Annotated in this window: 16 protein-coding genes; 8 read left to right on the top strand and 8 right to left on the bottom strand. The window is 45.0% G+C overall.

Going from position 1 to position 24,223, the window contains the following annotated elements; all coding sequences use genetic code 11:
• Nucleotides 1–103: 103 nt before the first annotated feature.
• On the top strand, nt 104–2,662 hold the full coding sequence (locus A4R26_RS29890) for an ABC transporter permease (RefSeq protein WP_081170198.1): 2,559 nt from the start codon (nt 104–106) through the stop codon (nt 2,660–2,662).
• A 153-nt stretch (nt 2,663–2,815) separates the two neighbouring features.
• Here A4R26_RS29890 and A4R26_RS29885 read toward each other — a convergent pair whose 3' ends face one another.
• The 3 genes from A4R26_RS29885 to A4R26_RS29875 are packed head-to-tail and all read right to left on the bottom strand — an operon-like array spanning nt 2,816 to nt 4,760.
• Complete coding sequence (locus A4R26_RS29885) at nt 2,816–3,475, bottom strand: hypothetical protein (RefSeq protein ID WP_081170197.1); 660 nt, start codon at nt 3,473–3,475, stop codon at nt 2,816–2,818.
• Nucleotides 3,475–4,215 carry an LVIVD repeat-containing protein gene (locus tag A4R26_RS29880; protein WP_081170196.1) on the bottom strand — a complete coding sequence of 247 codons (741 nt, stop codon included), beginning with the start codon at nt 4,213–4,215 and terminating at the stop codon, nt 3,475–3,477. The genes A4R26_RS29885 and A4R26_RS29880 overlap by 1 nt, the downstream gene beginning before the upstream one ends.
• Nucleotides 4,216–4,226: 11 nt before the next feature.
• Nucleotides 4,227–4,760 (bottom strand): LVIVD repeat-containing protein, encoded by a 534-nt coding sequence (locus A4R26_RS29875; RefSeq protein ID WP_081170195.1) that lies wholly within the window; start codon nt 4,758–4,760, stop codon nt 4,227–4,229.
• 397 nt (nt 4,761–5,157) lie between these two features.
• Between A4R26_RS29875 and A4R26_RS29870 the strand changes: the two genes are divergently transcribed.
• Nucleotides 5,158–10,248 carry a PKD domain-containing protein gene (locus A4R26_RS29870; protein ID WP_081170194.1) on the top strand — a complete coding sequence of 1,697 codons (5,091 nt, stop codon included), beginning with the start codon at nt 5,158–5,160 and terminating at the stop codon, nt 10,246–10,248.
• 66 nt (nt 10,249–10,314) lie between these two features.
• Nucleotides 10,315–11,388, top strand: a complete 1,074-nt coding sequence (locus tag A4R26_RS29865) for a PorP/SprF family type IX secretion system membrane protein (RefSeq protein WP_081170193.1) — start codon at nt 10,315–10,317, stop codon at nt 11,386–11,388.
• A gap of 514 nt (nt 11,389–11,902) precedes the next feature.
• On the opposite strand, the gene A4R26_RS29860 is transcribed toward A4R26_RS29865, so the two are convergent.
• Both A4R26_RS29860 and A4R26_RS29855 read right to left on the bottom strand, forming a co-directional pair.
• Nucleotides 11,903–12,121: a hypothetical protein gene (locus A4R26_RS29860; RefSeq protein ID WP_081170192.1), complete on the bottom strand. Its 219-nt coding sequence runs from the start codon at nt 12,119–12,121 to the stop codon at nt 11,903–11,905.
• A 147-nt stretch (nt 12,122–12,268) separates the two neighbouring features.
• Nucleotides 12,269–13,096, bottom strand: a complete 828-nt coding sequence (locus tag A4R26_RS29855) for an MOSC domain-containing protein (protein WP_081170191.1) — start codon at nt 13,094–13,096, stop codon at nt 12,269–12,271.
• A 431-nt stretch (nt 13,097–13,527) separates the two neighbouring features.
• Here A4R26_RS29855 and A4R26_RS29850 point away from each other — a divergent pair, with 431 nt between their 5' ends.
• The 5 genes from A4R26_RS29850 (at nt 13,528) to A4R26_RS29830 (ending at nt 21,985) form a co-directional block, all read left to right on the top strand.
• Nucleotides 13,528–14,343 (top strand): MBL fold metallo-hydrolase, encoded by an 816-nt coding sequence (locus A4R26_RS29850; RefSeq protein ID WP_081170190.1) that lies wholly within the window; start codon nt 13,528–13,530, stop codon nt 14,341–14,343.
• A 361-nt stretch (nt 14,344–14,704) separates the two neighbouring features.
• Complete coding sequence (locus A4R26_RS29845; RefSeq protein ID WP_081170189.1) at nt 14,705–15,352, top strand: RNA polymerase sigma-70 factor; 648 nt, start codon at nt 14,705–14,707, stop codon at nt 15,350–15,352.
• 123 nt (nt 15,353–15,475) lie between these two features.
• A complete protein-coding gene (locus A4R26_RS29840) occupies nt 15,476–16,753 on the top strand; it encodes a FecR family protein (RefSeq protein ID WP_081170188.1) in 1,278 nt (425 codons plus the stop codon).
• 399 nt (nt 16,754–17,152) lie between these two features.
• Complete coding sequence (locus A4R26_RS29835; protein ID WP_081170187.1) at nt 17,153–20,605, top strand: SusC/RagA family TonB-linked outer membrane protein; 3,453 nt, start codon at nt 17,153–17,155, stop codon at nt 20,603–20,605.
• Between the two features lie 18 nt (nt 20,606–20,623).
• Nucleotides 20,624–21,985, top strand: a complete 1,362-nt coding sequence (locus A4R26_RS29830; protein ID WP_081170186.1) for a RagB/SusD family nutrient uptake outer membrane protein — start codon at nt 20,624–20,626, stop codon at nt 21,983–21,985.
• 130 nt (nt 21,986–22,115) lie between these two features.
• Here the strand turns inward: A4R26_RS29830 and A4R26_RS29825 are convergent, their stop codons facing one another.
• From A4R26_RS29825 to A4R26_RS29810, 3 genes are all read right to left on the bottom strand, one after another.
• Nucleotides 22,116–22,376 (bottom strand): DUF6520 family protein, encoded by a 261-nt coding sequence (locus tag A4R26_RS29825; protein ID WP_081170185.1) that lies wholly within the window; start codon nt 22,374–22,376, stop codon nt 22,116–22,118.
• 156 nt (nt 22,377–22,532) lie between these two features.
• Nucleotides 22,533–22,964: a MauE/DoxX family redox-associated membrane protein gene (locus A4R26_RS29820; protein ID WP_081170184.1), complete on the bottom strand. Its 432-nt coding sequence runs from the start codon at nt 22,962–22,964 to the stop codon at nt 22,533–22,535.
• Nucleotides 22,965–23,731: 767 nt separating this feature from the next.
• Nucleotides 23,732–23,998: a DUF6520 family protein gene (locus tag A4R26_RS29810; RefSeq protein ID WP_081170182.1), complete on the bottom strand. Its 267-nt coding sequence runs from the start codon at nt 23,996–23,998 to the stop codon at nt 23,732–23,734.
• Nucleotides 23,999–24,223 lie beyond the last annotated feature (225 nt).

The raw sequence follows: 24,223 nt of genomic DNA, 5'->3' as shown, positions 1-24,223 counted from the left end.
TGATTTAGAGATTTCGGGATTTTGCGATTTGAAGGCAATCCCGAACAACCAAATCCCGAAATCTCAAAATCTCAAAATCTCAAAATCAGAAATTATAGCCTGGATGGATTTCGAAAGATTCAAATACAAGAGACGACTGCGCTTTGGCTGGTTGTTGAAAATGGCCTGGCGCGATAGCCGGCGCAACCGGTCGCGTTTATTTCTTTTCATTTCATCCATAGTATTGGGAATTGCCGCTCTGGTAGCCATTTTTTCATTGGGCGACAATGTGCGTACCGATATAGATTCCCAGGCAAAAACACTTGTTGGGGCCGACCTCGTTATCGAGAGCAACAAAAAAGTGAGTTCCCGCATTCGTCCCCTGCTCGACTCGCTGGGCGATCAGCGTTCGGTTGAACGCACTTTCGGCTCCATGATCTACTTCACCAAAAACGACGGCACCCGCCTTGTACAGGTGCGGGCGCTTGAAGGCGATTATCCGTATTATGGTTCCATAGAAACCACACCGGTGCGGGCAGCCAGAACGTTTCGCAACAACCGCGAGGCCCTGGTTGATAAAACCCTCATGCTGCAATACAACGCGAAAGTGGGCGACTCCATAATGATAGGCGATGTAACCTTTGCCATTGCCGGCGTAATCACCAAAGCCCCGGGCCGTACGGGACTTTCCACAACGGTAGCGCCCCCGGTTTATATTCCGCTCAAATACCTCGATTCTACCGGTCTTATTCAAAAAGGAAGCCGCATTGCCACTTCCTATTATTATAAATACAACCAGCCCGAAGTAATACAAAGCGTTATTTCGGATATAGAGCCCCGTTTAGAAAAAGATGGGCTCGATTACGATACCGTAGAAGAAAGAAAAAAGAATACCGGCCGGGCTTTCGAGGATTTCAATCAGTTTCTCACCCTTATCAGTTTCATTGCACTGCTGCTGGGTTGTATAGGCGTAGCCAGCGCCATTCATATTTACATTCGCGAAAAGATAGCTTCCATTGCCATTCTCCGTTGCCTCGGCGTGAATTCCATACAGGCATTTATGATCTATTTAATACAGATCGTTGGCATTGGCCTTATCGGTTCTATTCTTGGCGCCTTGCTGGGCATCGTCATTCAGCAGCAATTACCGGCCGTGTTCAAAGATTTATTACCGGTGCAGGTAACGACAACCCTGTCGTGGAAAGCCATCTCGCAGGGCCTGATCTCGGGTGTGGTGATCTCGCTGCTGTTCGCTTTGCTGCCGCTGGTAAGTGTAAGAAATATTTCGCCTTTATATACATTGCGTTTGTCAGTGGAACATGTGCGGTTTCGCGACCCGCTTAAATGGCTGGTATATGCCGTTATTTTATTTTTTGTTGCCGGCTTTACCTGGTGGCAGATGCATAGCTGGCGGCAGGCCATCATTTTTACAATAAGTATTCTGGCAGCGTTCCTCTTACTGTCGCTGGTAGCCTTATTATTGCGCTGGCTGGTGCGCCGGTTCTTCCCCACTTCGTGGAATTATCTGTGGCGGCAGGGCTTCGCCAATTTATACCGGCCCAACAATCAAACGCTTATTCTTATAGTGACCATCGGACTGGGCGCAGCTTTTATTGGTACACTTTATTTCATCCAGGATATACTCATCAGCCGGGTAACGTTATCGGGCAGCGGCAATCAGCCCAACATGGTCTTGTTCGATATTCAGAACAGCCAGAAGGACAGCGTGGCGGTGCTTGCCAAACAATATAACCTTCCGGTAATGCAGCAGGTGCCAATAGTTACCATGCGGGTTGAAGAGATCAACAAACAAACTTCCTCGCAGGTGAAACAGGACACCAGCTCGGGTTACCGGTCTGAAGCATACGAATGGGAATTCAGGGTTACTTACCGCGATACGCTTACCAGTTCAGAAAAGCTCACCGCCGGTAAATTACATGGTCCAATAAGGTCGGCTGAGGATGTGATCTATATTTCGATGGAAGACCGCTATGCCAAACGCATACATGTAAATATCGGCGACCACATCATCTTCAACGTACAGGGCACCCTTATACCTACCGTGGTGGGCAGCCTTCGCCAGGTCGACTGGCAACGGGTGCAAACCAATTTCAGGGTGGTGTTCCCTACCGGCGTACTGGAAGAAGCCCCGCAGTTCCATGTGCTGGTAACCCGGGTACCCTCACCCGAAATATCGGCCCGGTTTCAGCAGGCCGTGGTAAAAATATATCCGAACGTATCGGTTATCGACCTCAACTTAATTCTCACCGTGCTTGATGAAGTGCTCGACAAGATCGGTTTTGTGATCAGGTTCATGGCCGGGTTCAGCATCATTACCGGTTTAATTGTATTGATCGCTTCGGTACTCATCAGTAAATTCCAGCGCATGCAGGAAAGTGTTTTGCTGCGCACACTGGGCGCCAGCCGCAAACAGATCCTGTTTATTACCGCACTGGAATATTTCTTCCTTGGCGCACTGGCAGCCGCTACCGGTATCTTATTATCGATGGGCGCCAGCTGGGCACTGGCCAAATACAGTTTCAATGCGCCATTTACGCCACACCCGGTCCCCGTCCTGATCCTGTTTGCATCAATTTCACTGTTAACAGTAGTAATTGGTTTATTCAACAGCCGCAGCGTGTTGAACAAACCGCCGCTGGAGGTATTGCGGAAGGAAGTGTAGTTCAGGATCGTGAATCGTGAATGGCCTGTGAAACGGCAAACGTGAAACGTGAAAGGTTCACGAATTTTGAAATTAATAAACAACCTTGCACCGCTCGAATTTCGAGCCGATGTACGCCGCGCTAAAGTTTGCCGTCTGCCTTTTCACGTTTGCTCAGCGTATTTTGTAAATAAACCTTACCCCAAGAGGAAACGCAGGGAGTGTCTGTTTTGGGTTATCGCTAATTATCCGCCATGGCCTGTTGAACTGGCTGCCAGGCTCATTGTGCAGCCCTTCCACTTTATAGTGAATACCTAAGCCCACGTATGCTTCCATATACAACCGCGGATTACCCGCAAAGTAGTTCCTGACACCCACCATTACGCGCCCGCCCATCACCTGCTTTTTGTATTTGAAAAGTTTATACTCTTCATACGAAGCCACATTTGCCACTACATCTTTCTCGAGCCAATTCCTGATTTGGTACGTTACCTCTTTATAATGGAATTGCATGTCAATAAAAAAATCCTTGCTCCTGCCAGGATACATTCTGATGCCCGGCCGCAAAAGAAAACCGGTAGCCATTTTAGTATGCCCAAAATAAGCCGAGTATAAAATGGCGCCTGCATCGAGCGTAGCGGCCCAGGTATCGTTGAACCTGTACTCTGCACCGGGAGTAATATTTCCATCCCATGGGTCGATAGGGCCCAGCGGGTTGAACCGCAGGTATAACTTACCTGTATCTTCCTTCAATGCACGCTTTACCTTTTGCTGCGCCCGGCCACCGGTTGCTGCCAGCAGGGCGAACAGGAAAAACAATATGGATCGGTGCATTATCTGATTCTTGTAATAAGTGTTGGGTTCATGCATTCACTGATGTCGTACAGGGTGAGCCCATCCTGAACCTGGCAAATAAGGGTATTGTTATACGGTATCACATCGAGATACCAGCCATCGGCCAACGTTTTTCGAAGTGCGGGCTGATACGCCTTTTCTATATTGAATACATACAGGCCGTTCCTGTCGCATACATACAGCGCGGTATCGGAATAACCTAAACCATATGGCTCATTGATGGGGTAGCTGCCTTTTTGTACCGGTTTGGAAATATTTTTTATATCGTAGGCCGCCAGGATGCTTTGCCGGCCCCCGCATATCCCATTGGTTCGCAGGGTGGCGAAAGCAACCGTATCTTTTGCCACCACTGGATCGCAGCGGCGCAGCACTTCGGGTGAAATAGCTGTGCTTAACTTCTCAGGGCTTTCGGGATTGTTGATAGAAAAAATATGTACTTCACTGGTTGAGCCAATGAACAATTTGTCTTTGAAGGGATAAATGGTTTCGATCTCAAAACCAACGGGCACCGTATTTTTCAGCACGGGGTTGGCAGCATCTGCAATACTGAAAACTTTCAGATTGGCTTCATCGACGGTATACAAATAATTACCGCTAATGGCGAAGCGGGCAGTGGAACCGCCGGCGCCGCGGGTAGTTGCCGATGCATCTGCTTTACTGCATTGCGTGGCAGCTGATATTACACCTGATAATAGTATAAAAAGTAATAAATTCTTCATAATAGTTTTTTTTAACGGCGGCAGTTAGCCGATTTATGATCCTGTAATTCCCAGCCAACAACGATGCCCAGAGAAGGGTCGGGGCAAACAAATCGCCCGTTCTGTTGTGGGTATTTCTGATTTACAAAGGGGAAAGCATTCTCTACCCTTTTGACCACTACAGGATGAAGCACATCCCTGATGTCAATTACAACCAGGTCATTTACATTATTGGCATAGATGTAGTTATCGCGCACCGCGAATTCGGAATTGAATGGAATATTCAGGAATGCGATCTTTTGTGGATTGGTGCGGTCGCTATTGTCAATGATATGGATGCCTTTGTTCTGATCGTTCTGAAAGATATAATTGCCCCAGGCATATATCTTTCCCGATTTTTCGGTTATCCGCACCCCGGCGATGGAGATGTTTTCCTTTTCGCCCGGATGCATATATACAGGCACCCAGGCCTCTGCCCCATCATCCACCAGATTATCGTTGGGCCTGCAACCGGTCAGGCACACGGAGAGCCCTATGCCTGCAGCAATTAGTAATGGTAGTTTCATGAGTTTAATTTGAGCAGAATAGACACCCCGTAATTACCGCCCGTTGCAGTATTATTGTTCGTTTAAGGATTTCTTAACTTTTTGAGGTATTATAGAAGCTTACTATTTCGGGGCTACATCCTTTTCCTTATCTTAGCGCCCATTCTCAAGTACCACCTCCTCCGCAAAAACAAAGAAACCAGATTGGCATTGCATTAAGCCTGAAAACGAAAAAAGCGACAGACATTTTTTCTGCTTTTTCAGGTAATGTGTATCCCAATCAAAAGATTGTTGCTGAATGTTTCAACAGACAGCCGGGCGGCGCCATCAGGTTGCTTGTATCAGGGTCACTATATCCATTAATGAAAATACCGCGCTAATCCGTCCCCGCGATCCTGTCACCCCCTAACCCATTTGTATGCGTCAGACCAGAAAGCAGTCTGTCTTATTGTTATTGTTGTTGCTATCGTTCTTTTGTACTTCCCGGGCGTTCACGCAGGTGATTGCCGGTATAAGGGCCAATGGCCTTGTTGTAAATAATGGCGATACCGTGCGGGTATGCGAAGGCAATTCTATCATTTATCAAAGTGTGGCCCAGGGCTCCGTTAACATCAACTGGGCATTCACCGGCGGTAACCAGGGCACAGCAACAGGTTTGGGCCCTATACCCATAAATTATGTAACGGCCGGGTTTTATACCAGCAAACAGGTGATAACCGCAGGCAACATGGCCGACTCAATGTTTGTGACAGTACAGGTCTCAAACACCAAACCCGTTGCGGCTTATAGTTTCTCTCCCAATAATGTTTGCGGAAATATAAATGTGCAGTTCACCAGCCAGTCTGTTGGCGATAGCTTAACCTACTTCTGGAATTTTGGCGATGGCGCCACCAGTACCTCGGCCAATCCCGGCCACCAGTTCCTGCAGGCAATAGGAATGCCCGGCACCACTACCTACCCGGTAAAACTGGTTGTTACCAATATGTTTGGTTGTAAAGACTCCATTATTAAAACCTTTACGGTTAAAAATGTTCCCGACGCATCGGTAGGCAATGCAGATGCAGCCATTAGCTTTGGCACCTTTAACGGCGTGCCCACCTTCAGGCGTTGTTCAAGCGTACCCTCCTATACTTTCAGCTTTGTAAATCAGTCAACCACCACCGGCATAAATACCAGCTACTCCATTTCATGGGGCGATGGCAAGCCTGATACCACCTTCAGTTCGTGGCCTGCCGGCGTAATCATAAAACATAATTTTCCATTGGGCAGCAATACCATGACGGTAAGCGTTACCGGGGCCGATGGTTGTATTGGTATAAAGAAATACATCGTGTTCCTGGGTTCTACGCCGGCCGGCGGTTTATCGAGCCTTGGCAATACCGATATCTGCGCCTCTGATTCGCTGCGGTTTGCCATCAACAATATAGCGGCCAATCCACCGGGCACTCAATATACTTTTTTGATCAACGACGGTTCCGACCCACAGGTATTTACCCATCCGCCGCCATCTATAGCAGCGCATTTTTTCAAACAGGGTTCCTGCTCTTTTTCAAGCAGCAGCGGTAACAATACGTTCATGAACTCATTTGGCGCCTACCTTACCATTGAAAATCCCTGCGGTACAACCAGCCCTTCGGTTGTACCCATTTACGTTTCGGGCAAACCCCGTGCAATTATTTCAGTTGCACCTTCCGAAACGGTTTGTACCAACTCGAACGTTTCCATCATTAGCAACTCAACATACGGTTCTGTTATAACGCCCACCGGCGGTACCAGTTCTACCTGTACCAATTCGGGTAAACAGGTTTGGACCATTTCCCCGGCCACGGGTTATACCATTACATCGGGTAACCCCGGTGCACTGAACGGCAGTGCTACTAATGGATTTTTATGGACCTCTGGTTCCAGTTCATTGAACTTAAACTTCAATGCAACCGGTAACTATACGGTAAAGCTGTATATCTTCAATGACAAGTGTGGGTTAGACAGTACGCTTAAAGTGATCTGTGTGCGCACCCCGCCTGCCGCGCAATTCAGTATGAACCGGAACAGCAGCTGCGGCGCCGGCAGCGCGGTGTTTACCAACAACTCACCCACAGGCGGCTGCCAGGGCGACCTGTATAACTGGAATGTGACGTACAGCGATCCGCTAGGTTGCGGTTCCACCCAAACACCCGCCTGGCAATTTATCAATGGTTCGCACCAGAACAGCTTTTCGCCCGAAATTCAGTTCAATGTACCCGGTAAATACATCATCCGCCTTACCGATTCGGCTATAGATGCCAGCATCTCGTGCCCGCCCTCGTGGAAGGAAGACACCTTTTATGTAATGGGATTACCAATGGTTGCAATTGACCCCATAAGCAATGTGTGCATCACGAACGGACTTACTCCAACGGCTACAGCAACGGCCTGTTATTCGCCTGGCCCCCTGAGCTATGAATGGACCTTTACCGATGGTACACCTGCCACATCGAATGCGGCAGTACCCGGTACTATTCAATATGCCGGAACCGGCACACATGCGGTTCAGTTAAAAGTTACCGACGGTAGTTGTAATACCAGCGTTACAGTGAATACAAGCGTTACGGTAACCGATAAACCGGTTGCCCATGCAGGCCGTGACACTACCATTTGCAGCCGTGAAACCATTACCATTGGTGCAGCAGCAGTAAATGGCGTAAATTATCAATGGTCGCCCGCAACCGGTCTTAGCAGCACAACCAGCGCCAACCCGGTACTGCACCTCGATTATACCGGCACGGCCAATGATACAACCTACGGCTATAAACTTATTGCTTCCATTGGCGCTAATTGCGCCACGGAAGATTCCATTTATATAACCGTAAAACGGCGGCCCGTAGTTACCATAACCACCGCGGCTACTACCATTTGTATCAACAACAGCACCAGGCTGGAAGCAGGCGGCGCCGATAGCTACACCTGGTGGCCCGCCGCCACGCTAAATTTCATAAAACCCGATACGGTAATTGCCACTCCGGCAGCTACCACCACCTACTATGCGGCAGGCATGCTCGCCAATGGCTGTGCCGATACAACCAGTGTACAGGTAATTGTAAACCCCGATGCCCGGGCGCAATTCACCGCCACCGGCACCACCAAATGCGCACCGGTAAACCTCGATACGGTTATAAAAACAATTCCCTTCCCACAGGGCAACAGTTCGTATAACTGGTATGCCAACGGTACGTTGATTGGCTCCAATACAACCGGCGCCTTTCCCACCTACCCTATAAGCGGAATGGCCCAAACCATTGTAATAAAACTGGTGGCCACCAGCACACACGGTTGCCAACCCGATAGTATGGATATGACCTTTTATACCGTACCCGGCGTAACCGCTGGTTTTACAAAAGACCAGGCAAAAGGTTGCGGTCCCCTGCCCGTGTCGCTTACCAATACATCGAGCCAGATAAATAATATTCAGTTCTTCTGGGATTTCGGTAATGGTACTACCAGTACCCTGCCCACTCCACCGGCAGTTATGTACAATACCAGTCCCGATTTTCGCGATACCACGTATTATATTACATTGAAAGCCTTTAATGGCTGCAACACGTCGTACCACCGCGACAGTGTATTGGTATATGCCAATGCAAAAGCACGTTTTACGGTTGATACCACCAAAGGCTGCTCACCTTTTGAAGTAACCATCACCAACAGATCGGCAGGTAACAACTTCGCCTATTACTGGAATTTTGGCAACGGGCAAACCGATACCACAACCAGCCTTAACACCTTTATGCATGTTTATAATACCGGTGCAATAAATACTTATGATCTCAGGCTCATTGCCGAGAACCAATGCCGGCGCGATACGCAAACCATCAGCCTGCTGGTGATGCCCAATAATATCGATGCACAGGTAACCGTGAATGGAAACCACCTTGAAGGTTGCGCCCCACATACGGTAACATTCAATAACAGCAGTTCGGGCGCGTCAATTCTTACCTGGGATTTCGGCAATGGATCACCGCTGGTAAAAACGCCCAATACACAGAATACGGTAACCTATACTTATTTGCAGCCGGGCGATTATACGGTAAGGATTAAGCTGTCGAACGAATGTACAGACACTACCATCTACCGTACCGTTACCGTTTACAAAACGCCCAGGGCAGGTTTTAATATCACCAGCCTGGTTTGTACCGGCAATACGGTGCTGCCACATAACACCGCAACAGATGCTACCGCTTACGAATGGTTCTGGGGCGATGGACAAACATCATCAGGCGCTACGCCTTTTCATGCCTATCAGATGCAGGGCAGGTATATCGTTCAGCAGGTAGCCAAAAAATTAAATAACTCAGGGCTTGTTTGTACTGATACTGCTACCAGCGTAATTGTGGTGGCCGATAAAATAAAACCGCAGCTTACCGTTAACCCCGGTAAAGCATGTATACCTTATACCATGCAAACCACTGCCACCGGCGCTGCCAATGCGCTTTCAATAGAATGGACGTTCTATGACAGCACCAAGGCGCCTTATATATTTAAAGTAACAGGCAACACCGCCACCCATATTTATAACAAACCGGGCACCTATTGGGTAAAACTGATAGTACATACCACTTCAGAATGTGCCGACAGCACCACTTATTTTTTCGATGTATATAACAAACCGGTTGCGAAACTGAATGCCACCAATAATATCACCTGTAACCACGATACCACTATCGCGTTCAATGCCGGCATTCAGTACACCGGCACCGATCATGTAGACGTGAAATGGTTTGTGAACAATACCCTTGAGAGCATGAGCAACCCGTTCAGCTACCGCTTCCAGGCGCCGGTAAACAATACCGCGCCCGCGCAGTTCGCTATGGCGGTGCTGGCTGAGAACGAAGCAGGTTGCGGTGATACCGTAGCAGCAGGTACACTGGCAATTCAGCCATTGCCCCGCCCGGCAATTGACGTGTCGCCCGCTAACGTGCTGCAACAACCTGATTACACGTTTACCTTTCGGGACCTGATGCCCACCAATGCCAACAAGATATATACCTGGTATCTGGGTGATCGTACCCGTCAGCAACGCTCGGGCCGGCAGATCACTTATGAATACGCCGATACCGGTGTATATCACGTGCAATTGGATGTGCATGATTTCGGCACCGGTTGCGGTGGGTACGATACCGTACAGGTGCGCATTCTGCACACTCCCGGTTATTTGTATGTGCCGAATGCGTTTTGTCCGGGTTGCAGCAACAATGCGTTACGGCAATTCCTGCCCATGGGCAAAGGCTTATCGCAATACCGCCTGCGCATTTTCAATTCTTTTGGGCAAAAGGTATTTGAAACATCGCAACTCGATGGCAATGGCTCGCCCAGTGAAGCCTGGGATGGCCGGTATAATGGTCAGCCTTTGCAACAGGATACCTATGGCTGGCAAATAGAAGCGCGTTACCTGAACGGAACCGAATGGAAGGGAATGAAGTATCCTAACGGTGATAAGTATGTAAAGGCTGGCTTTATTACGATTGTGAAATGAGCATTGAGAATGGGAATGAGCCACAAACAATAAACGATAAACAGAAACTGAAACATAGAATTCAACATGTTTAAATATATCCTGAGTGCGGTCTTCCTCCTTTTCATCGCCTGCACATTGAAATCGCAGGATCCGGTATTTTCTCAACCGTTCCTGTCGCCCATTTACCTGAACCCTGCAGCAACGGGCGCGGGCGATTATGACCTGCGCATAAGCGGCATCTATCGCCGCCAGTGGTGGAGCATTCCATCGCAAATTTCATACAGCGCCGTTTCGGTCGACAAGTTCATGCCTTCACTGCATGGCGGTTTTGGTTTGCTGGGCACCCATTCAACCGAAGGCTATCTGAAAAAGACCGGTGTATATGGTTCATACGCCTATACCATTTGTTCTGGTACATTATCGCCTGCTGAAAACGGGGACGAACCGAGGTGGTTTGCCAGCGGCGGTTTGCAATTCGGGATGGTGCAACGGCGCATCGATTACAGCAAACTGGTATTTGCCGATCAGCTTGATATCGACGGCGTCATTCCCGCCAGCGTATCTTCTGCCGACAAGGCCGTGAACAGCGGCAAATGGTACCCCGATTTTTCCGCCGGTCTGTTCTTCAATTATAACTGGAACGACAATAACAGGCTGCTGCTGGGCGGCAGCGCTCATCATATCAACCGCCCCGACGAATCGCTCACCAACTCCGCCGATTCCTTCCGCAGCCAGTTGCCTGTTCGCTGGACGGGCAATGTCATGTACACTTATACCAATCCCGAACAAACCTGGTCGTACAGCCTGGCCGGTATCGTATACACCCAGGGAAGGCAAAGCTCCTTTCAGGTTGGCACCGAGGTTACCCAAAACCAATATGACATCAGCCTGGGATTATGGTACCGGGGCAGCGTAAATTTCAGGGAGTACGACGTTTTTACCGTTACGCTTTCCATTAACCTCGCCGGCCGCTCAGGCGATGGGTACAAAGTACGCGGCGGAGTGGCCCATGATGCGCCCATTGGCCAGAACCGGTATTCCTACACCACCGGCAGCTCTGAGCTGGGTTTTGTGTGGGACCAAAGCACTTACGACCAGGACGCAGGCAATGCCTGTAAACCCCGCATTAACAGCAAGAGCGCCTGCCCGATACAGTAACATGCCGCCGGAACATACACGGTGAGGAAATGATTCACATGAGGAGAGGCTGGTATCATATACACATAACTAAACCGATCGGGCATCTCCCCCATATATCATGGCGGCGATGCCCGATCGGTTCATTTTAAGTTCAGGACATGCTGAAGATTCACTTTCAATAACCTATCAATCAGATGTGAACCGGCTGCTGCACAATTCCGTTGCAACTATTTAAAAATCTGCTTTTTATACGCTGTGCAATTTTCAAAGCATGTGTCAACCCTGTGTTTTTCATTGGTAAAGCATACCATTTGACACATGGTTCACACATGGTTCACACAAGGTTGATGCGGCCCCTCACCCCCGGCTTAGCCAAACAGATTGAGTTATACCTCACCATGTTTTCTCAACACGGCGGCATAAAGCTGTGGGCTGCTTTGAGGGCATGCAATAAATAAAATGAGTAAAACAGATGGAATGTAAAGACGGAATGGTCGGCGCAAAATTTTCCCCCGGTTACCGGAACATGAACCTATAGCGGATCGTGATCTTTGCACTTGAACCTGTAATCGTTATACAGGGGGAGTGGTTCTTTTACAAACAGCTTTGGCTTCACTACAACTTTTTCATTTTCAGTTGCAGCAATGGCGGTATCATTGATGACTTCCTCATTTATAAAAACCATACGAAGAGAGGAGACATCACTGGAAGCGGGTAATTGACTAAGTTTTTTATTACTGGTACTTTTCATGAGCAGTGCATTTAGTAAGTTATCAGGGCGTTACATAGTAAAAAAAACAGGCCATACCGGTAACTGCTAAAAACCTGGCTAAAATGCATTCGCAGTGTTGATGTTTTTCCTCAGTTGTAGTGTGTTAGACTGGTTAGTGGGCAACCATTAGTCGGGGACTATTTCCACAAGTTGTTGTTCATGGATCGTTATGGCGTCGCCGATAGCTACAACACCTGTTCCCTGGTGTAATAGGTTCTGCCCGAAATAGATCTTCTTATTCCTCATGCGGTAGGTGCTTAGCGTTTTAAGCGGCTCCTTTGCCTTTTCGGCGGTGTGCTGGTTTATGGTTGTGATTACACAGCGGGCACAGGGCTTAACGCCAAAAAAATTGATGCCATTGATCATAAAATGTTTCAGGTAATCTTCCTGAAAAGCGGCGCCCCCTGTAAATACGATATTTGGGCGGAAGCGGTTCATGGGCAGTGGTGTTTCTAGGCGGTTGTTCAGGTCGTCGAGCGAAGCCTGACCTATTAATAAAAGCGGGTAGCCATCGGAAAAACCGGTGATCTCCTTATTATGCGCATAGCGGCCGTCGACATAGCGGCGGGTGGTATCGGGCATATAAACCAGCTTGCAGGGAATACCCAGTTGTTTGCTGAACCAGGTATCGGCCTCATCGCTTACGCGTTGTGCCCGGCAACGGCTGCTCCATACGGTAACCATTTCGGTTTCAGTAATGGTTGGCAAAAATGGAATATGCAATTCTTCGCCGGGAACACCAATATTAGTGATCAGTAAACCCTGTTGGGTAAGCTGTACTTTCAGCAAAGCCATGGTGTTCACTTCGCGTTGTGAAATGAAATGGTTATCGGCATCTACAAGCATCCATCGCCTGTCGTGTTCAAAACCGCGTTCGGTGAGGGAAGCTTTATCCAATGCAATACCGCCTAATGATTTTATGGGATAAATATAGAGTTCGCTGATCGTAAGCATACGCTAAGGTAACAGATGAAAACATTTTACTGCAACCGTGCACATAAAAAATACAAAAGCCCCGACAGTAATCGTCGGAGCTTCCTGACTATAAGTCAGCAGATATTTTGATGGAACATACCCCGGCTAGGCGATACCAACCGAAAGTGTCCATGAATGATCTGTAGATTTCATGAATACCTCCTTTTCTTTGGTGAACTGTAAATATACGCAAAAAACGACATCGAAATTCAGTCGTGAATACATTCACATCCTTATAAAAATGTTATTTACTGAAGGCTACAACATTGTCTGTATTTTCTACAAAAAAATTTCTGGTATCAACTTTGCATTACCAGAAGCCCTGATATCAGTGCGTTGATCTTGTTGCAGCAATTATTGGTAAAAGGTCTGACACTCTATAGTAGCAAATTCTACGCAAATACTTTTCTATGATTATTTCGCCTTCGGCAAAGAATATCTGCCACACCTGTGGTGTGCGATATGGTACTTCTATTATCCCTGCTATTTGCGAGATCTGTGCAGATGACCGCCAGTATATCGGCTTCACCGGTCAGGTATGGACGAGTTACAATGAACTGGCCGCCAAAAGCAGCATTCGTTTTTCCCGCTTACTGTCTACTATATACGATTTAAGAATAACCCCATCGTTCGCCATTGCGCAAAAAGCGCACCTGGTATTATCTTCATCCGGAAATGTTCTATGGGATTGCCTTCCTTTTATCGACGATCAAACAATTGCATTTATAAGATCGCTGGGCGGCATCAGTGCCATTGCCATTTCTCATCCGCATTACTACAGCCTTATGCAGGATTGGGCAACCGCATTCGATTGTCCCATTTATTTACACGCCAGTGACAAGGAATGGATCAGGGACCCCGGCGGTTACATTGAGTTATGGTCGGGGGCTTCAAAAACGCTCTGGGATAATATCAGTATCGTTCATGTGGGCGGGCATTTTGCCGGAAGCACCATTTTACATTTACCCGATCATGGCCGCGCGGGTTGTTTACTCACCGGCGACAGTATTTATGTAGCCCCCAGCCGGCGGCATATGGCCTTCATGTATAGTTATCCGAATTGCATTCCGCTGCCAAAAAAAGACCTCGAGCTCATTTACGACCGGGTACATCCGTTACACTTCGATGCCATGTACGGCGCTTTTGAATGGATGAATATTGCCGAGGGCGCCCGCACTATTTTTGAAAAATCGATCAGCCGTTCACTCTCAATCTTTAAATTCTAATTTTTTTACGATCCCGTGACTAGTGGATTTTCTATTTTTTCCCAGAGGGAAAACCAGGTGAATTACTTATTCATTATCAGAGAAAACACTTAAGTCATTTTTTAATATATTTTTGTAAACTTGCATCCCGCCGTTAGCTGCTTTTTAGGATGGGCAGATAACGCGCAGGATCTACAGCAGCTGCCCTGATTATAGCAACCTCCGTTAATTTGAAACTGGAAAGTTTATTCCTGTACCAGAAGCAATTTATTGATAGTCACTAACCTTACCTTTATTGACTTTCGGTTTCCAGCCGGAGTTCCATAAAGATATGTTGCCAATTAAGGTTCCCGATAAACAGATGATCATAAATTGAAACCCGATGAAGAAGAAATTTTTGGAAAAGGATAATTGGCTTACGGCTTTTAATCAAGGGAATAGTAGTGCTTTTCGATTGATCTTCGAAAACTATAACCGGCTGCTCTTTACCTCCGCCATACAACTGGTTAAGGATAAAGAACAAGCCGAAGATATTGTTTCTGAAGCATTTGCAAAGCTATGGCAACGCCATGAAGTTTTTCAAACCGAAGAACATGTAAAAGCGTTCCTGTTTGTGACCACCCGCAATGCAAGCCTTAACTACCTGCGGCATATACAAAGGAAAACGGCCTCACAAAGTGAATTGTCGTACCTGCAAAGAGATAAAGACGATCAGGATGTTATAACCGATATGATCGAGGGAGAACTTTTGCGGCGGATATACCCGCTGATCGAAACCCTGCCTGCGAAATGCAAAACCATATTCAAGCTCATTTATTTTGAAGACGCCAGCACCGATGAGGTGGCGGAAAAACTGCACATTTCACCGCGCAATGTTTTAAACCAGAAAAGACGCGCCATCCAGCTCCTGAAAAAGAAGCTGCTGGTAGCGGTTTTTGTAAGTCTTTGCCTGAACGGTTCGTTTGCATATACAATAAAATACAAGCGATTGATTGAAGATATAGTGGTTTTTCATATATGCCCTGAATAACAATTTCCCTGATTTATTTTTTGAATTCTTTTTGTCAAAAACGGCCTCCGGTTGTTTTTATAATATGCACGGTTTTAAAGGCTCCGAGAGTTGGGTGACTTTCAAGTTTTAAATACCAATACTATGCAGGAAAAGGTAAATAGAATCACAAGTCTGATAGAAAAGTTCCTGGAAGAGAGGTTAAGTCCGGAAGAAGAAGGGGAACTTAAAGAATGGCTGGCTGAGGCTGATCATAATGATTCATTTTTTCGGCAAATAACAGATAAAGAGGTTTTACGCGAAAAATTGAGGCACTATGCAAGCACTGACAGTGAAGCTATCTGGAATAGAACGCTGCAAAAAATCGACGGCGCCAAGCTGGTAGATCTGTATCCAGCGAAAAGATCGCTCAGAATTCCATTTGGTAAGATCGCCGTTGCTGCTTCAGTTCTGGTGTTAATTTCTGCAGGTACCTGGTATTATTTCAGCCAGTCAGCAAATAAGCAAACCGCTACGATCCAAAAGAATGAGCCTGTAATTAAGAACCCGATCGTTCCGGGCAGCAATAAAGCAACATTGACCCTGGGCGATGGCCAAACCATTGCGTTAACTACCGCTCAAAACGGAAGCTTAGCCGATCAGGGGCATATGCAGATAACCAAAACTGATGGACGGTTAATATATAACAGGAAGCCGGATTCAGATGGCGCTTTTGATTCAAAAGAAATATTTAATACAGTTACCACCCCAAGAGGGGGAGAGTACCAGATTACTTTACCTGACGGAAGTAAAGTATGGTTGAATGCGGCTTCATCATTGCGTTTTCCTATAGCCTTCGCCGGGAACGAGCGAATCGTTGAGCTCACCGGCGAAGCTTATTTTGAAGTTAACCCCCAGGAACAGGCTGCTAATTCAAAAAGCCCGGTTGCCAAAAAGGGAAAATTGTCAAAAACGCCTTTTATAGTAAAGATCAATACCCCTGCAGGTAATAGAAATGAAGTGGAAGTACTGGGTACCCATTTTAACGTAATGGCCTATACCGACGAAGGGGCTATTAAAACCACCCTCATTGAAGGGAAAGTGAAAGTGACCAGTGGAAATGTTTTCCAGACAATTCTCCCCGGGGAACAGGCCAGGCTGAATGAAGGTAACATCGTGGTGAAGAATGTAGATGCAGATGATATCATTGCCTGGACCACCGGATTTGTTCCCGTTGCCGGTCCGGATGTAGAATATACAATGCGCCAGATTGCCCGCTGGTATGATGTAAATGTTATTTACCAGGGTAAAAAGCCCGAGGGTTCATTTGAAGGTAAACTTCCCCGCTCGGCCAGCATTGAAAATGTGATAAAGTTGCTGAATGCCAATAACATAAAGGCGCGGTTAAACGAAAAAGACAGAACGATCATCGTAACATCATAGGTTTATCAAATATTTTAGAATACAAGGAAACACCTACCCCCTAAAAGTCTGTAATAATATTCCCGTTAATCATTAAACCACATCTAACGCTGTTCTTCCATGGAACGATATGGGCAGCGTTGAGCTTAAAAGCTACCCTGCGACCATGAGCTATCCCGCTCATGGCTCGCAGTAAGGTGGCTTAATTTTTTTTAATATATATAACCTATCTTCAATGTGAAAACGTAATTTACAGTCCTAATTTTAATCGTGGTTGCCCTGTTTGCAAAAGTCTGTGTTTAGTCAACTTTTTTCCCTTTCCGCGGGATTACGGTTGACTATATTTATTTTTACACAAAATAAAGGTGAAAAGGTAAGCGTACTATCACATGGAATTTGCAACAGGGGGAGGTTCTGATTATGAAACAAATAACTGCTTTTCTAATCATTGCTTGTGTACTGCTAAGTGTACCCGCACTTGCACAGCAGATCACATTCTCCAAAAAGAATGCAACCATTAATGATATACGCAAAGTCCTGGAAAAACAGGCCGGCTACACCATCTTCAACACCAACTCTGTCTCCTCGCAGTTAAAGCCCGTTACCATTCGCATTACCAACGGAACGGTTGAACAATTGCTTGACGAGTATTTCAAATACCAGACCTGCACCTACACTATAATAGATAAAGCCATAACCATAATTCCCCGCGGGAAAAACCAAACGGCAGAAAGCAGGCAGGCAAATATCAAAGGCAAGATCACCAACGAAAATGGTGAACCCGTACCGGGCGCAACCATAACTATAAAAGGCAGTAATCAACAAACCAGTACCAACGAAAATGGAGAGTTTAAACTGACCGGCGTCAATGAAATTGACCTGAACATAATTGTTACCAGTATAAATTATGAAAGCGAGGAGGTTAGCTGGCAGGGCGAACCGGAATTAAGCGTTCAACTGAAACAGCGTATTAGTGAACTGAGTAAAGTGCAGGTGATTTCAACCGGTTACCAGCGCATATCGAAAGATAAAACACCGGGCTCTTTCGTGAAGATAGATAATGAGCTGCTGAACCGCCGGGTTTCAACTAATATCATCGACCGGCTGGAGGGCATTACCAGTGGGCTGCTTTTTAATAAAAATGTAAACCCGGCTACCAACCAGTCGAACCTCTCCATAAGGGGTCGCACTACCATTTTCGCCAATGCCAATCCGTTGATCGTGGTTGACAGATTTCCTTATACCGGCGATATCAGTAATATCAACCCCAACGATGTAGAAAGCATAACAGTTCTTAAAGATGCGGATGCTGCTTCCATTTGGGGTGCATACGCCGGCAATGGCGTAATTGTCATTACCACTAAAAAGGGCAGGTACAACCAACCGCTGAAGCTTTCTATAAACAGCAATGTAACGATAGGGCAAAAACCCGATCTGTATTATTCTCCCATATTGAATTCTTCTGATTATATCGATGTAGAACGGTTCCTGTTTAACAGAGGCTTTTATGCTACAAAAGAAACAGACCCGAGGCACCTTATTCTATCACCCGCCGTGGAGATCATGATCAAAAAAAGGGATGGAGCGATAGATTCCGCTACTGAAGAAGAACAGTTAAATGAGTTGAGGAACCAGGATAAACGGAAAGACCTGGAAAAATATTTCTATCGCAGCAGCGCATACCAGCAATATGCGTTAAACGCCAGCGGTGGCGGAAATAATAACAATTATTACTTTTCGCTTGGGTACGATAAAAACCTCGATAACCTGGAGCGGAACCAGTTTGATCGCATAACCCTTACCGCCAACAATTCGTTTTCCTGGCTGAAGAAAAAACTGGAACTAAATACAGGCATCATCTATACAGATTCGAGAACACGAAACAATAACAATGAATTGTCGAACATTATCTATCCCTACACCGACCTGGTTGACGATTTTGGAAATGCATTGACAGTACCGCTCGATCTAAGACAACTATATAAGGACAGTATCAATAGAAATGTGTTGCTCGATTGGAATTACAGGCCATATAACGAACTCAAGTATAGCGATAACAGAACCAATACAACAGACTACCGGATAAATGCCGATGTCAAATACACCATCCTGAAAGGGCTCGATTTTGGCGTATATTATCAATACAATAAGGGATTTGTAGAGCGGGAAGATTATAAAAGCCAGCAAACCTATTACACCCGTAATTATATAAACCAGTTTACAGATACAAATACCCGGCAGTTGATAAGGCGGGTTCCTTTAGGCGGCATTTTTGACCAGGGCGCCATTCAGTATGAAGGGCATAATACGCGTACTCAATTCAATTATGACCACAACTGGTACAATCACAAACAAACCAAACACCACCAGATCACCGCTTTGGCGGGTGTAGAGGTGCGGGGTATAAAAAATTTTTATGAAACGTTTCGGTCATACGGGTATAATAAGGAAATGGCATCAACAACTACCGTCAACTACGACAGTGCATTTCCACTTTATTATGCGCCTTTCATTTCCAGAAAAATAGAATTCAAAAACTTCAACAGAAATGAAACGGACCGCTATATCTCTTACTACCTGAACGCAAAATATATTTTTCAAAGGAGGTATGTATTATCGGGTAGCATTCGCAAAGATGAATCGAACCTGTTTGGGGTAAGTACGAACCATAAAGGCGTTCCCTTATGGTCGGTTGGCGCCAGTTGGGATATAAGCCAGGAACGTTTTTATACGCTTGCCTGGTTGCCTTTTCTGAAACTGCGCATCTCCAACGGTTATAAAGGCAATATCGACAAAACGGTATCGGCGTTTACAACCGTTCGTAATGATGGATTAAATAACTGGAACACCTTAACAGCTTCGATCGTAAATCCGCCGAACCCATCACTGCGCTGGGAAAAAAACCATATGATCAATTTCGGGGTTGATTTTGCGGTTAAAAAAAGTATAATAGAGGGAAGCCTTGAATATTATTTGCGTAAAGGCACCGACCTGATCGGAGAAAGTCCATTGGACCCCACAACCGGCGTTACCATATTCCGGGGAAATACCGCCGATATGAAAGGGAAGGGTGTAGACGTTGTGCTGCGTTCAAAAATTATCGATAAGCGATTCAAATGGAACAGTACTTTCCTTTTCAGTTATAATACAGACAAAGTAAGTAGTTACAAATTAACACAAAGCAATCCCATCTGGTATTATTGCGAACCTTCATACATAAGTCCTATTGAAGGTAAACCGCTTTATTCTATTTTCAGCTTTAAATGGATGGGATTAGATCCAAACAATGGAGATCCGCTTGGTTATTTTAATAAAGAGTCAAGTAATAGATATGGCGATATTATCAACTCAACAGATCCTTCTGAACTAATTTACAGGGGGCCGGCCAATCCTGTTTATTTTGGTAGTTTGAGAAATAATTTCAGCTATAAACAACTGGAACTTTCTTTTACCATTTCTTATAAAATGGGGTACTTTTTCAGAAGGCCCTCTATCAATTATTTTGATCTCTTTAATGCTAATTCCGCAGGACATTCCGATTATAGATTGAGATGGCAAAATCCGGGAGACGAAAATTATACATTTGTACCATCAATGATCTACAATGCCGGAGCTACCCGAAGCACTTTTTATAAATACTCAGATGTACTGATTGAGAGAGGCGATCATATACGACTGCAGGATATTCAACTAAGCTATCATTTGAATAATAACACCGTAAAATGGCTGCCTATGAACCAGCTTCGCATATATGTATATGCCAATAACCTCGGCCTTCTCTGGAGGGCAAATGACAGGGGAATAGATCCGGATTTTTTGTTAAGCACACCAAACCCAAAGACAATAGCAGCAGGATTAAAAATTGATTTTTAACCAGCCAACCTTTTTCCGATGAAAGCACGCCTGTACATATTGATTCTTCTTTGTTTCGGCGCCATAAGTTGCAGCAAGCAAAAGTTTCTTGACGAGCGGCCCAAATCAGATCTGTTTGTGCCTGCCACGCTGGAAGAATTTCAGGCGCTGCTCGACAATGATTTTGCCATGGGTTTAACACCGGTGTTAGGTGAGTTATCGGCAGATAATTTTTATTTAAACTCATCTTTATGGCAAGGCATCGGAACAGTAGAACAAAGTACTTACATCTGGGAACCTGATATTTTTAATGGAAATGGCAATATAGCGGATTGGAATGTACCTTACAAACAGGTGCTGTATGCCAATGTTGTACTGTTTGGGTTAGAAGATGTTGCCAGAACCTCGGAAAATCAGCATCAATGGGACCATATAAAGGGTTCGGCATTATTTTTCAGGGCATGTGCCTTTTACAACCTGGCCCAGGTATTTGCCCTACCTTACAATGCAGCCACAGCAAATACAGTTCCCGGCATCCCATTAAAAATGAGCCCAAATATAGATGAGTCAGTAAAGCGATCGTCCATTGAACAAACTTATACGCAAATCCTGAACGATCTGTTACAAGCGAAAACGCTGTTGGCTGACTCCGTTACCAGCATACGCATCCGGCCCAATAAACCAGCCGCTTTTGCGATGCTGGCCCGGGTTTATTTAAGCATGCGTGATTATACGAAGGCAGGCGCCTATGCAGACAGTAGTTTACAATTGTATAGCGAACTCATTGATTATAATACGAGAGACGCCGCCAGTTCAAGGCCCTTTACCTCTTCAAATGTTGAAACCATGTACCAAAGCAGGTTTGTCGAAACAAATGTACTAAAAGGCGTATTAGGGTTTGCAGCAGTTGACTCTACATTATATAAAACATATGCGATAAATGACCTTCGACGTACTTTATTTTTTTGGATAGTTCCCGGCAGAATTGCCTTTAGAGGAAGTTATACCGGGTTAACCCATGCCTTTTCCGGACTGGCAACTGATGAAACTTATCTGATACGGGCAGAATGCAAAGCGCGTGCAGGAGAGGTGAACAGCGCAATGGATGACCTGAATACGCTCCTGATCAAAAGATGGGACTCAGGCACCTTTGTTCCACTTACAGCATCAACTAAAGATGAAGCCATAAACATAGTACTTCTTGAAAGAAGAAAGGAAATGCCCTGCCGGGGTGTAAGGTGGACCGACATACGCCGGCTGAACCTGGATGGCGCCAACATAAAACCGAAGCGGATGGTAAACAACAAGGAATATGAGTTACAACCCAATAGCCTGAAATATGCATTATATATTCCCCCAGACGCAGTACTCATGGGCGGTTATAAACAAAACGAAAGATAAGCTTCAATAAAAAAACCGGTCATATAAATAATGACCGGCTCTATAGGAATGATTTTTACTTTCATAATTGATCGGGGAAAACAAATGCCTGCAACATTTGCTTAATCAATTACACAGAGCTTTAGTACGATTACAGTGGCATAAATGCTCCTTGATGACAAGGCGCATATACATTGGGTTGGCCAATAGGATCAGGTTTGTAGTAAGTACAAATGCCTCCGGTAACAAAACAATCAAAATCAGCTCCATACTGACCTACTTCTACATAACCAATTCCATTATAATAGTATTGGGTCGAGTGTTCACATTGAACACACGTAGTGGTAGCGAAGGCGCCACCAAAGGCAGTTAGAATTGCGATCGCAATAAATGCCAGTTTAACTTTGTTCATACTTGTCCTTTAATATTAATGGTTAACTCTATTTGCCTACTCTATTATTCAGGTTTTCGGCTTTCCCTTACCTGTTAAATAAGCACAACACTTACTCCGGAATAAGTGACGCAGCTTAAAACAGGAAAAAGTTTTTTCACAATCGAACTGTGCCATTTATACTTCTACAGCATGTACCGGGTCTCGTTTTTTAAGCATGATGCCCAGTATTGAAATCCCAACAAAAAACAGATTGAAGACAAGGTGCTGAGGCCAGGTAAGTTTTCTTATCACTCCACCGCAGGAGCAGGGAATATACCTGAATGCATGAAACAAAATAGCAACTGTATAAATCGTAAATGCCGACATTAGAAATAAGGAGGCGTAAAATGCTTTCACCCTAAGCTTCTCAAAAATCAATGCAAAGGCAATCAATACTTCAATGGTGGGAATAGTCCACACGAGAAATGGAGTCATCCAGTTTGGGAACGGTTGATTATTCATATCGCCAATAAAAGTTCTCCATGCAAGCCATTTACTAAGGCTTGCGTACAAAAAAAGCAATATCAATAAGGAAGATATTAATTCAATAATTATCTTTCTTTTCATAATATGAAAGGGTTATAAGGGGCAACAGTTATTGACGAATGGAAGCATCCCAAAATTCACTGATTCCTGCTATACGTTAGATGGTAGATAAGAATAAGGCATTCAGGGGGATAAGGCAGATTGGTAGAATTGAGGGCGATGGTAAAACTAAAGTTATATACTAATAAACTATGTTCAAAAATTTATATCAGTTATTTTTAGCTTATTTAAGTCACGAAAATGTGCAATACAATTTATGCAAAAAATATTCCTGCTTATAGTAATTGAGCAAATATTTATTGCACAAATGGGAATCTGGTTTAGCGTCTCATACTTATTATATTTTTTTGTTGTTTGTTTAATGATTTTTTTGAAATTACTCCGGGGTACTTACAAAAAACGCCAAAAAATACAGCTAATGCATTTTAGCGACAAAAACCCCACGTTAATTAAAGGTCAATTCAACAAAAAACCGGCCAGTTGCGGATCAGGTGTTTTGTTAATATACAATTCATCATAATTTATTAAAATAAAAACCTGGTATGTATAAAGGCAGGAATCGTTAGGGGCAAACTGTCTGTGTAGCAAGTTATTCAATCTACCCGGTGATCAACTAAGACCTTCAGCAGTATCTTTAATCACTTAATACCAGATAAAAACGCACAACTGGCAACCTTCCATTACTCTTTACAGGCACAAGACGATCAATATACGTGTTTCTCCGTATGTGCCCCTACGTGTTATCGGTTACGCATTACTTTAAAACCGGCCAGATAAAATTGAGCGGGTTATTTTTTCAAAGGAACGTACTGTCCTTTGCGGTAAGGTAAATATTTTTTAGGGCTGACTCCTGAATCGGTTAAATAGAACGTACATACCATATTGGTATCATAACAATTATAGTCAACTCCAAAAGTACCCACAGCCCTATAACTGGTATCAACCGGAATATACTGAGATTGGATATGTTCCTGCATATAATACCGTGTTGCCAAAGCGCCGGCAATTGCAAGGGTTATGGCCAGGGTGTTCAGAATAATCTTAATTCTTTTCATATTAGGGTGTTTAATGGTTAATTAACTCCCATGCGGAGCTGTATGCCTTCGTACCTGAAAAAGATTATATAAATACTCATGCATTCAAAACATGCGTATTCAAAATAACCCGTTTACTTAAACATTAATGTTTGCAAAAAGCTGTAATCAGTTGGAGAGTCACATTAGCCAGAGAACGACAGATCATCCATTTTGTTATGAATACAATCAGGCCGAAATACCAGC

It is taken from the genome of Niastella populi (genome assembly GCF_002078015.1).
In the GTDB taxonomy this organism is placed as follows: domain Bacteria; phylum Bacteroidota; class Bacteroidia; order Chitinophagales; family Chitinophagaceae; genus Niastella; species Niastella populi.
The sequence above is the reverse complement of the archived record's forward strand: the minus strand, read 5'-3'. Positions and strand labels throughout refer to the sequence as shown.

Excerpts from the sequence above, each read along its gene's own strand:
- A4R26_RS29820 (WP_081170184.1), bottom strand. The coding sequence starts at position 22,964 with ATGAAAAGAAAGATAATTATTGAATTAATATCTTCCTTATTGATATTG.
- A4R26_RS29850 (WP_081170190.1), top strand. The coding sequence starts at position 13,528 with ATGATTATTTCGCCTTCGGCAAAGAATATCTGCCACACCTGTGGTGTG.
- A4R26_RS29810 (WP_081170182.1), bottom strand. The coding sequence starts at position 23,998 with ATGAAAAGAATTAAGATTATTCTGAACACCCTGGCCATAACCCTTGCA.
- A4R26_RS29860 (WP_081170192.1), bottom strand. The coding sequence starts at position 12,121 with ATGAAAAGTACCAGTAATAAAAAACTTAGTCAATTACCCGCTTCCAGT.
- A4R26_RS29885 (WP_081170197.1), bottom strand. The coding sequence starts at position 3,475 with ATGCACCGATCCATATTGTTTTTCCTGTTCGCCCTGCTGGCAGCAACC.
- A4R26_RS29880 (WP_081170196.1), bottom strand. The coding sequence starts at position 4,215 with ATGAAGAATTTATTACTTTTTATACTATTATCAGGTGTAATATCAGCT.
- A4R26_RS29875 (WP_081170195.1), bottom strand. The coding sequence starts at position 4,760 with ATGAAACTACCATTACTAATTGCTGCAGGCATAGGGCTCTCCGTGTGC.
- A4R26_RS29845 (WP_081170189.1), top strand. The coding sequence starts at position 14,705 with ATGAAGAAGAAATTTTTGGAAAAGGATAATTGGCTTACGGCTTTTAAT.
- A4R26_RS29890 (WP_081170198.1), top strand. The coding sequence starts at position 104 with ATGGATTTCGAAAGATTCAAATACAAGAGACGACTGCGCTTTGGCTGG.
- A4R26_RS29825 (WP_081170185.1), bottom strand. The coding sequence starts at position 22,376 with ATGAACAAAGTTAAACTGGCATTTATTGCGATCGCAATTCTAACTGCC.
- A4R26_RS29870 (WP_081170194.1), top strand. The coding sequence starts at position 5,158 with ATGCGTCAGACCAGAAAGCAGTCTGTCTTATTGTTATTGTTGTTGCTA.
- A4R26_RS29840 (WP_081170188.1), top strand. The coding sequence starts at position 15,476 with ATGCAGGAAAAGGTAAATAGAATCACAAGTCTGATAGAAAAGTTCCTG.
- A4R26_RS29855 (WP_081170191.1), bottom strand. The coding sequence starts at position 13,096 with ATGCTTACGATCAGCGAACTCTATATTTATCCCATAAAATCATTAGGC.
- A4R26_RS29835 (WP_081170187.1), top strand. The coding sequence starts at position 17,153 with ATGAAACAAATAACTGCTTTTCTAATCATTGCTTGTGTACTGCTAAGT.
- A4R26_RS29830 (WP_081170186.1), top strand. The coding sequence starts at position 20,624 with ATGAAAGCACGCCTGTACATATTGATTCTTCTTTGTTTCGGCGCCATA.
- A4R26_RS29865 (WP_081170193.1), top strand. The coding sequence starts at position 10,315 with ATGTTTAAATATATCCTGAGTGCGGTCTTCCTCCTTTTCATCGCCTGC.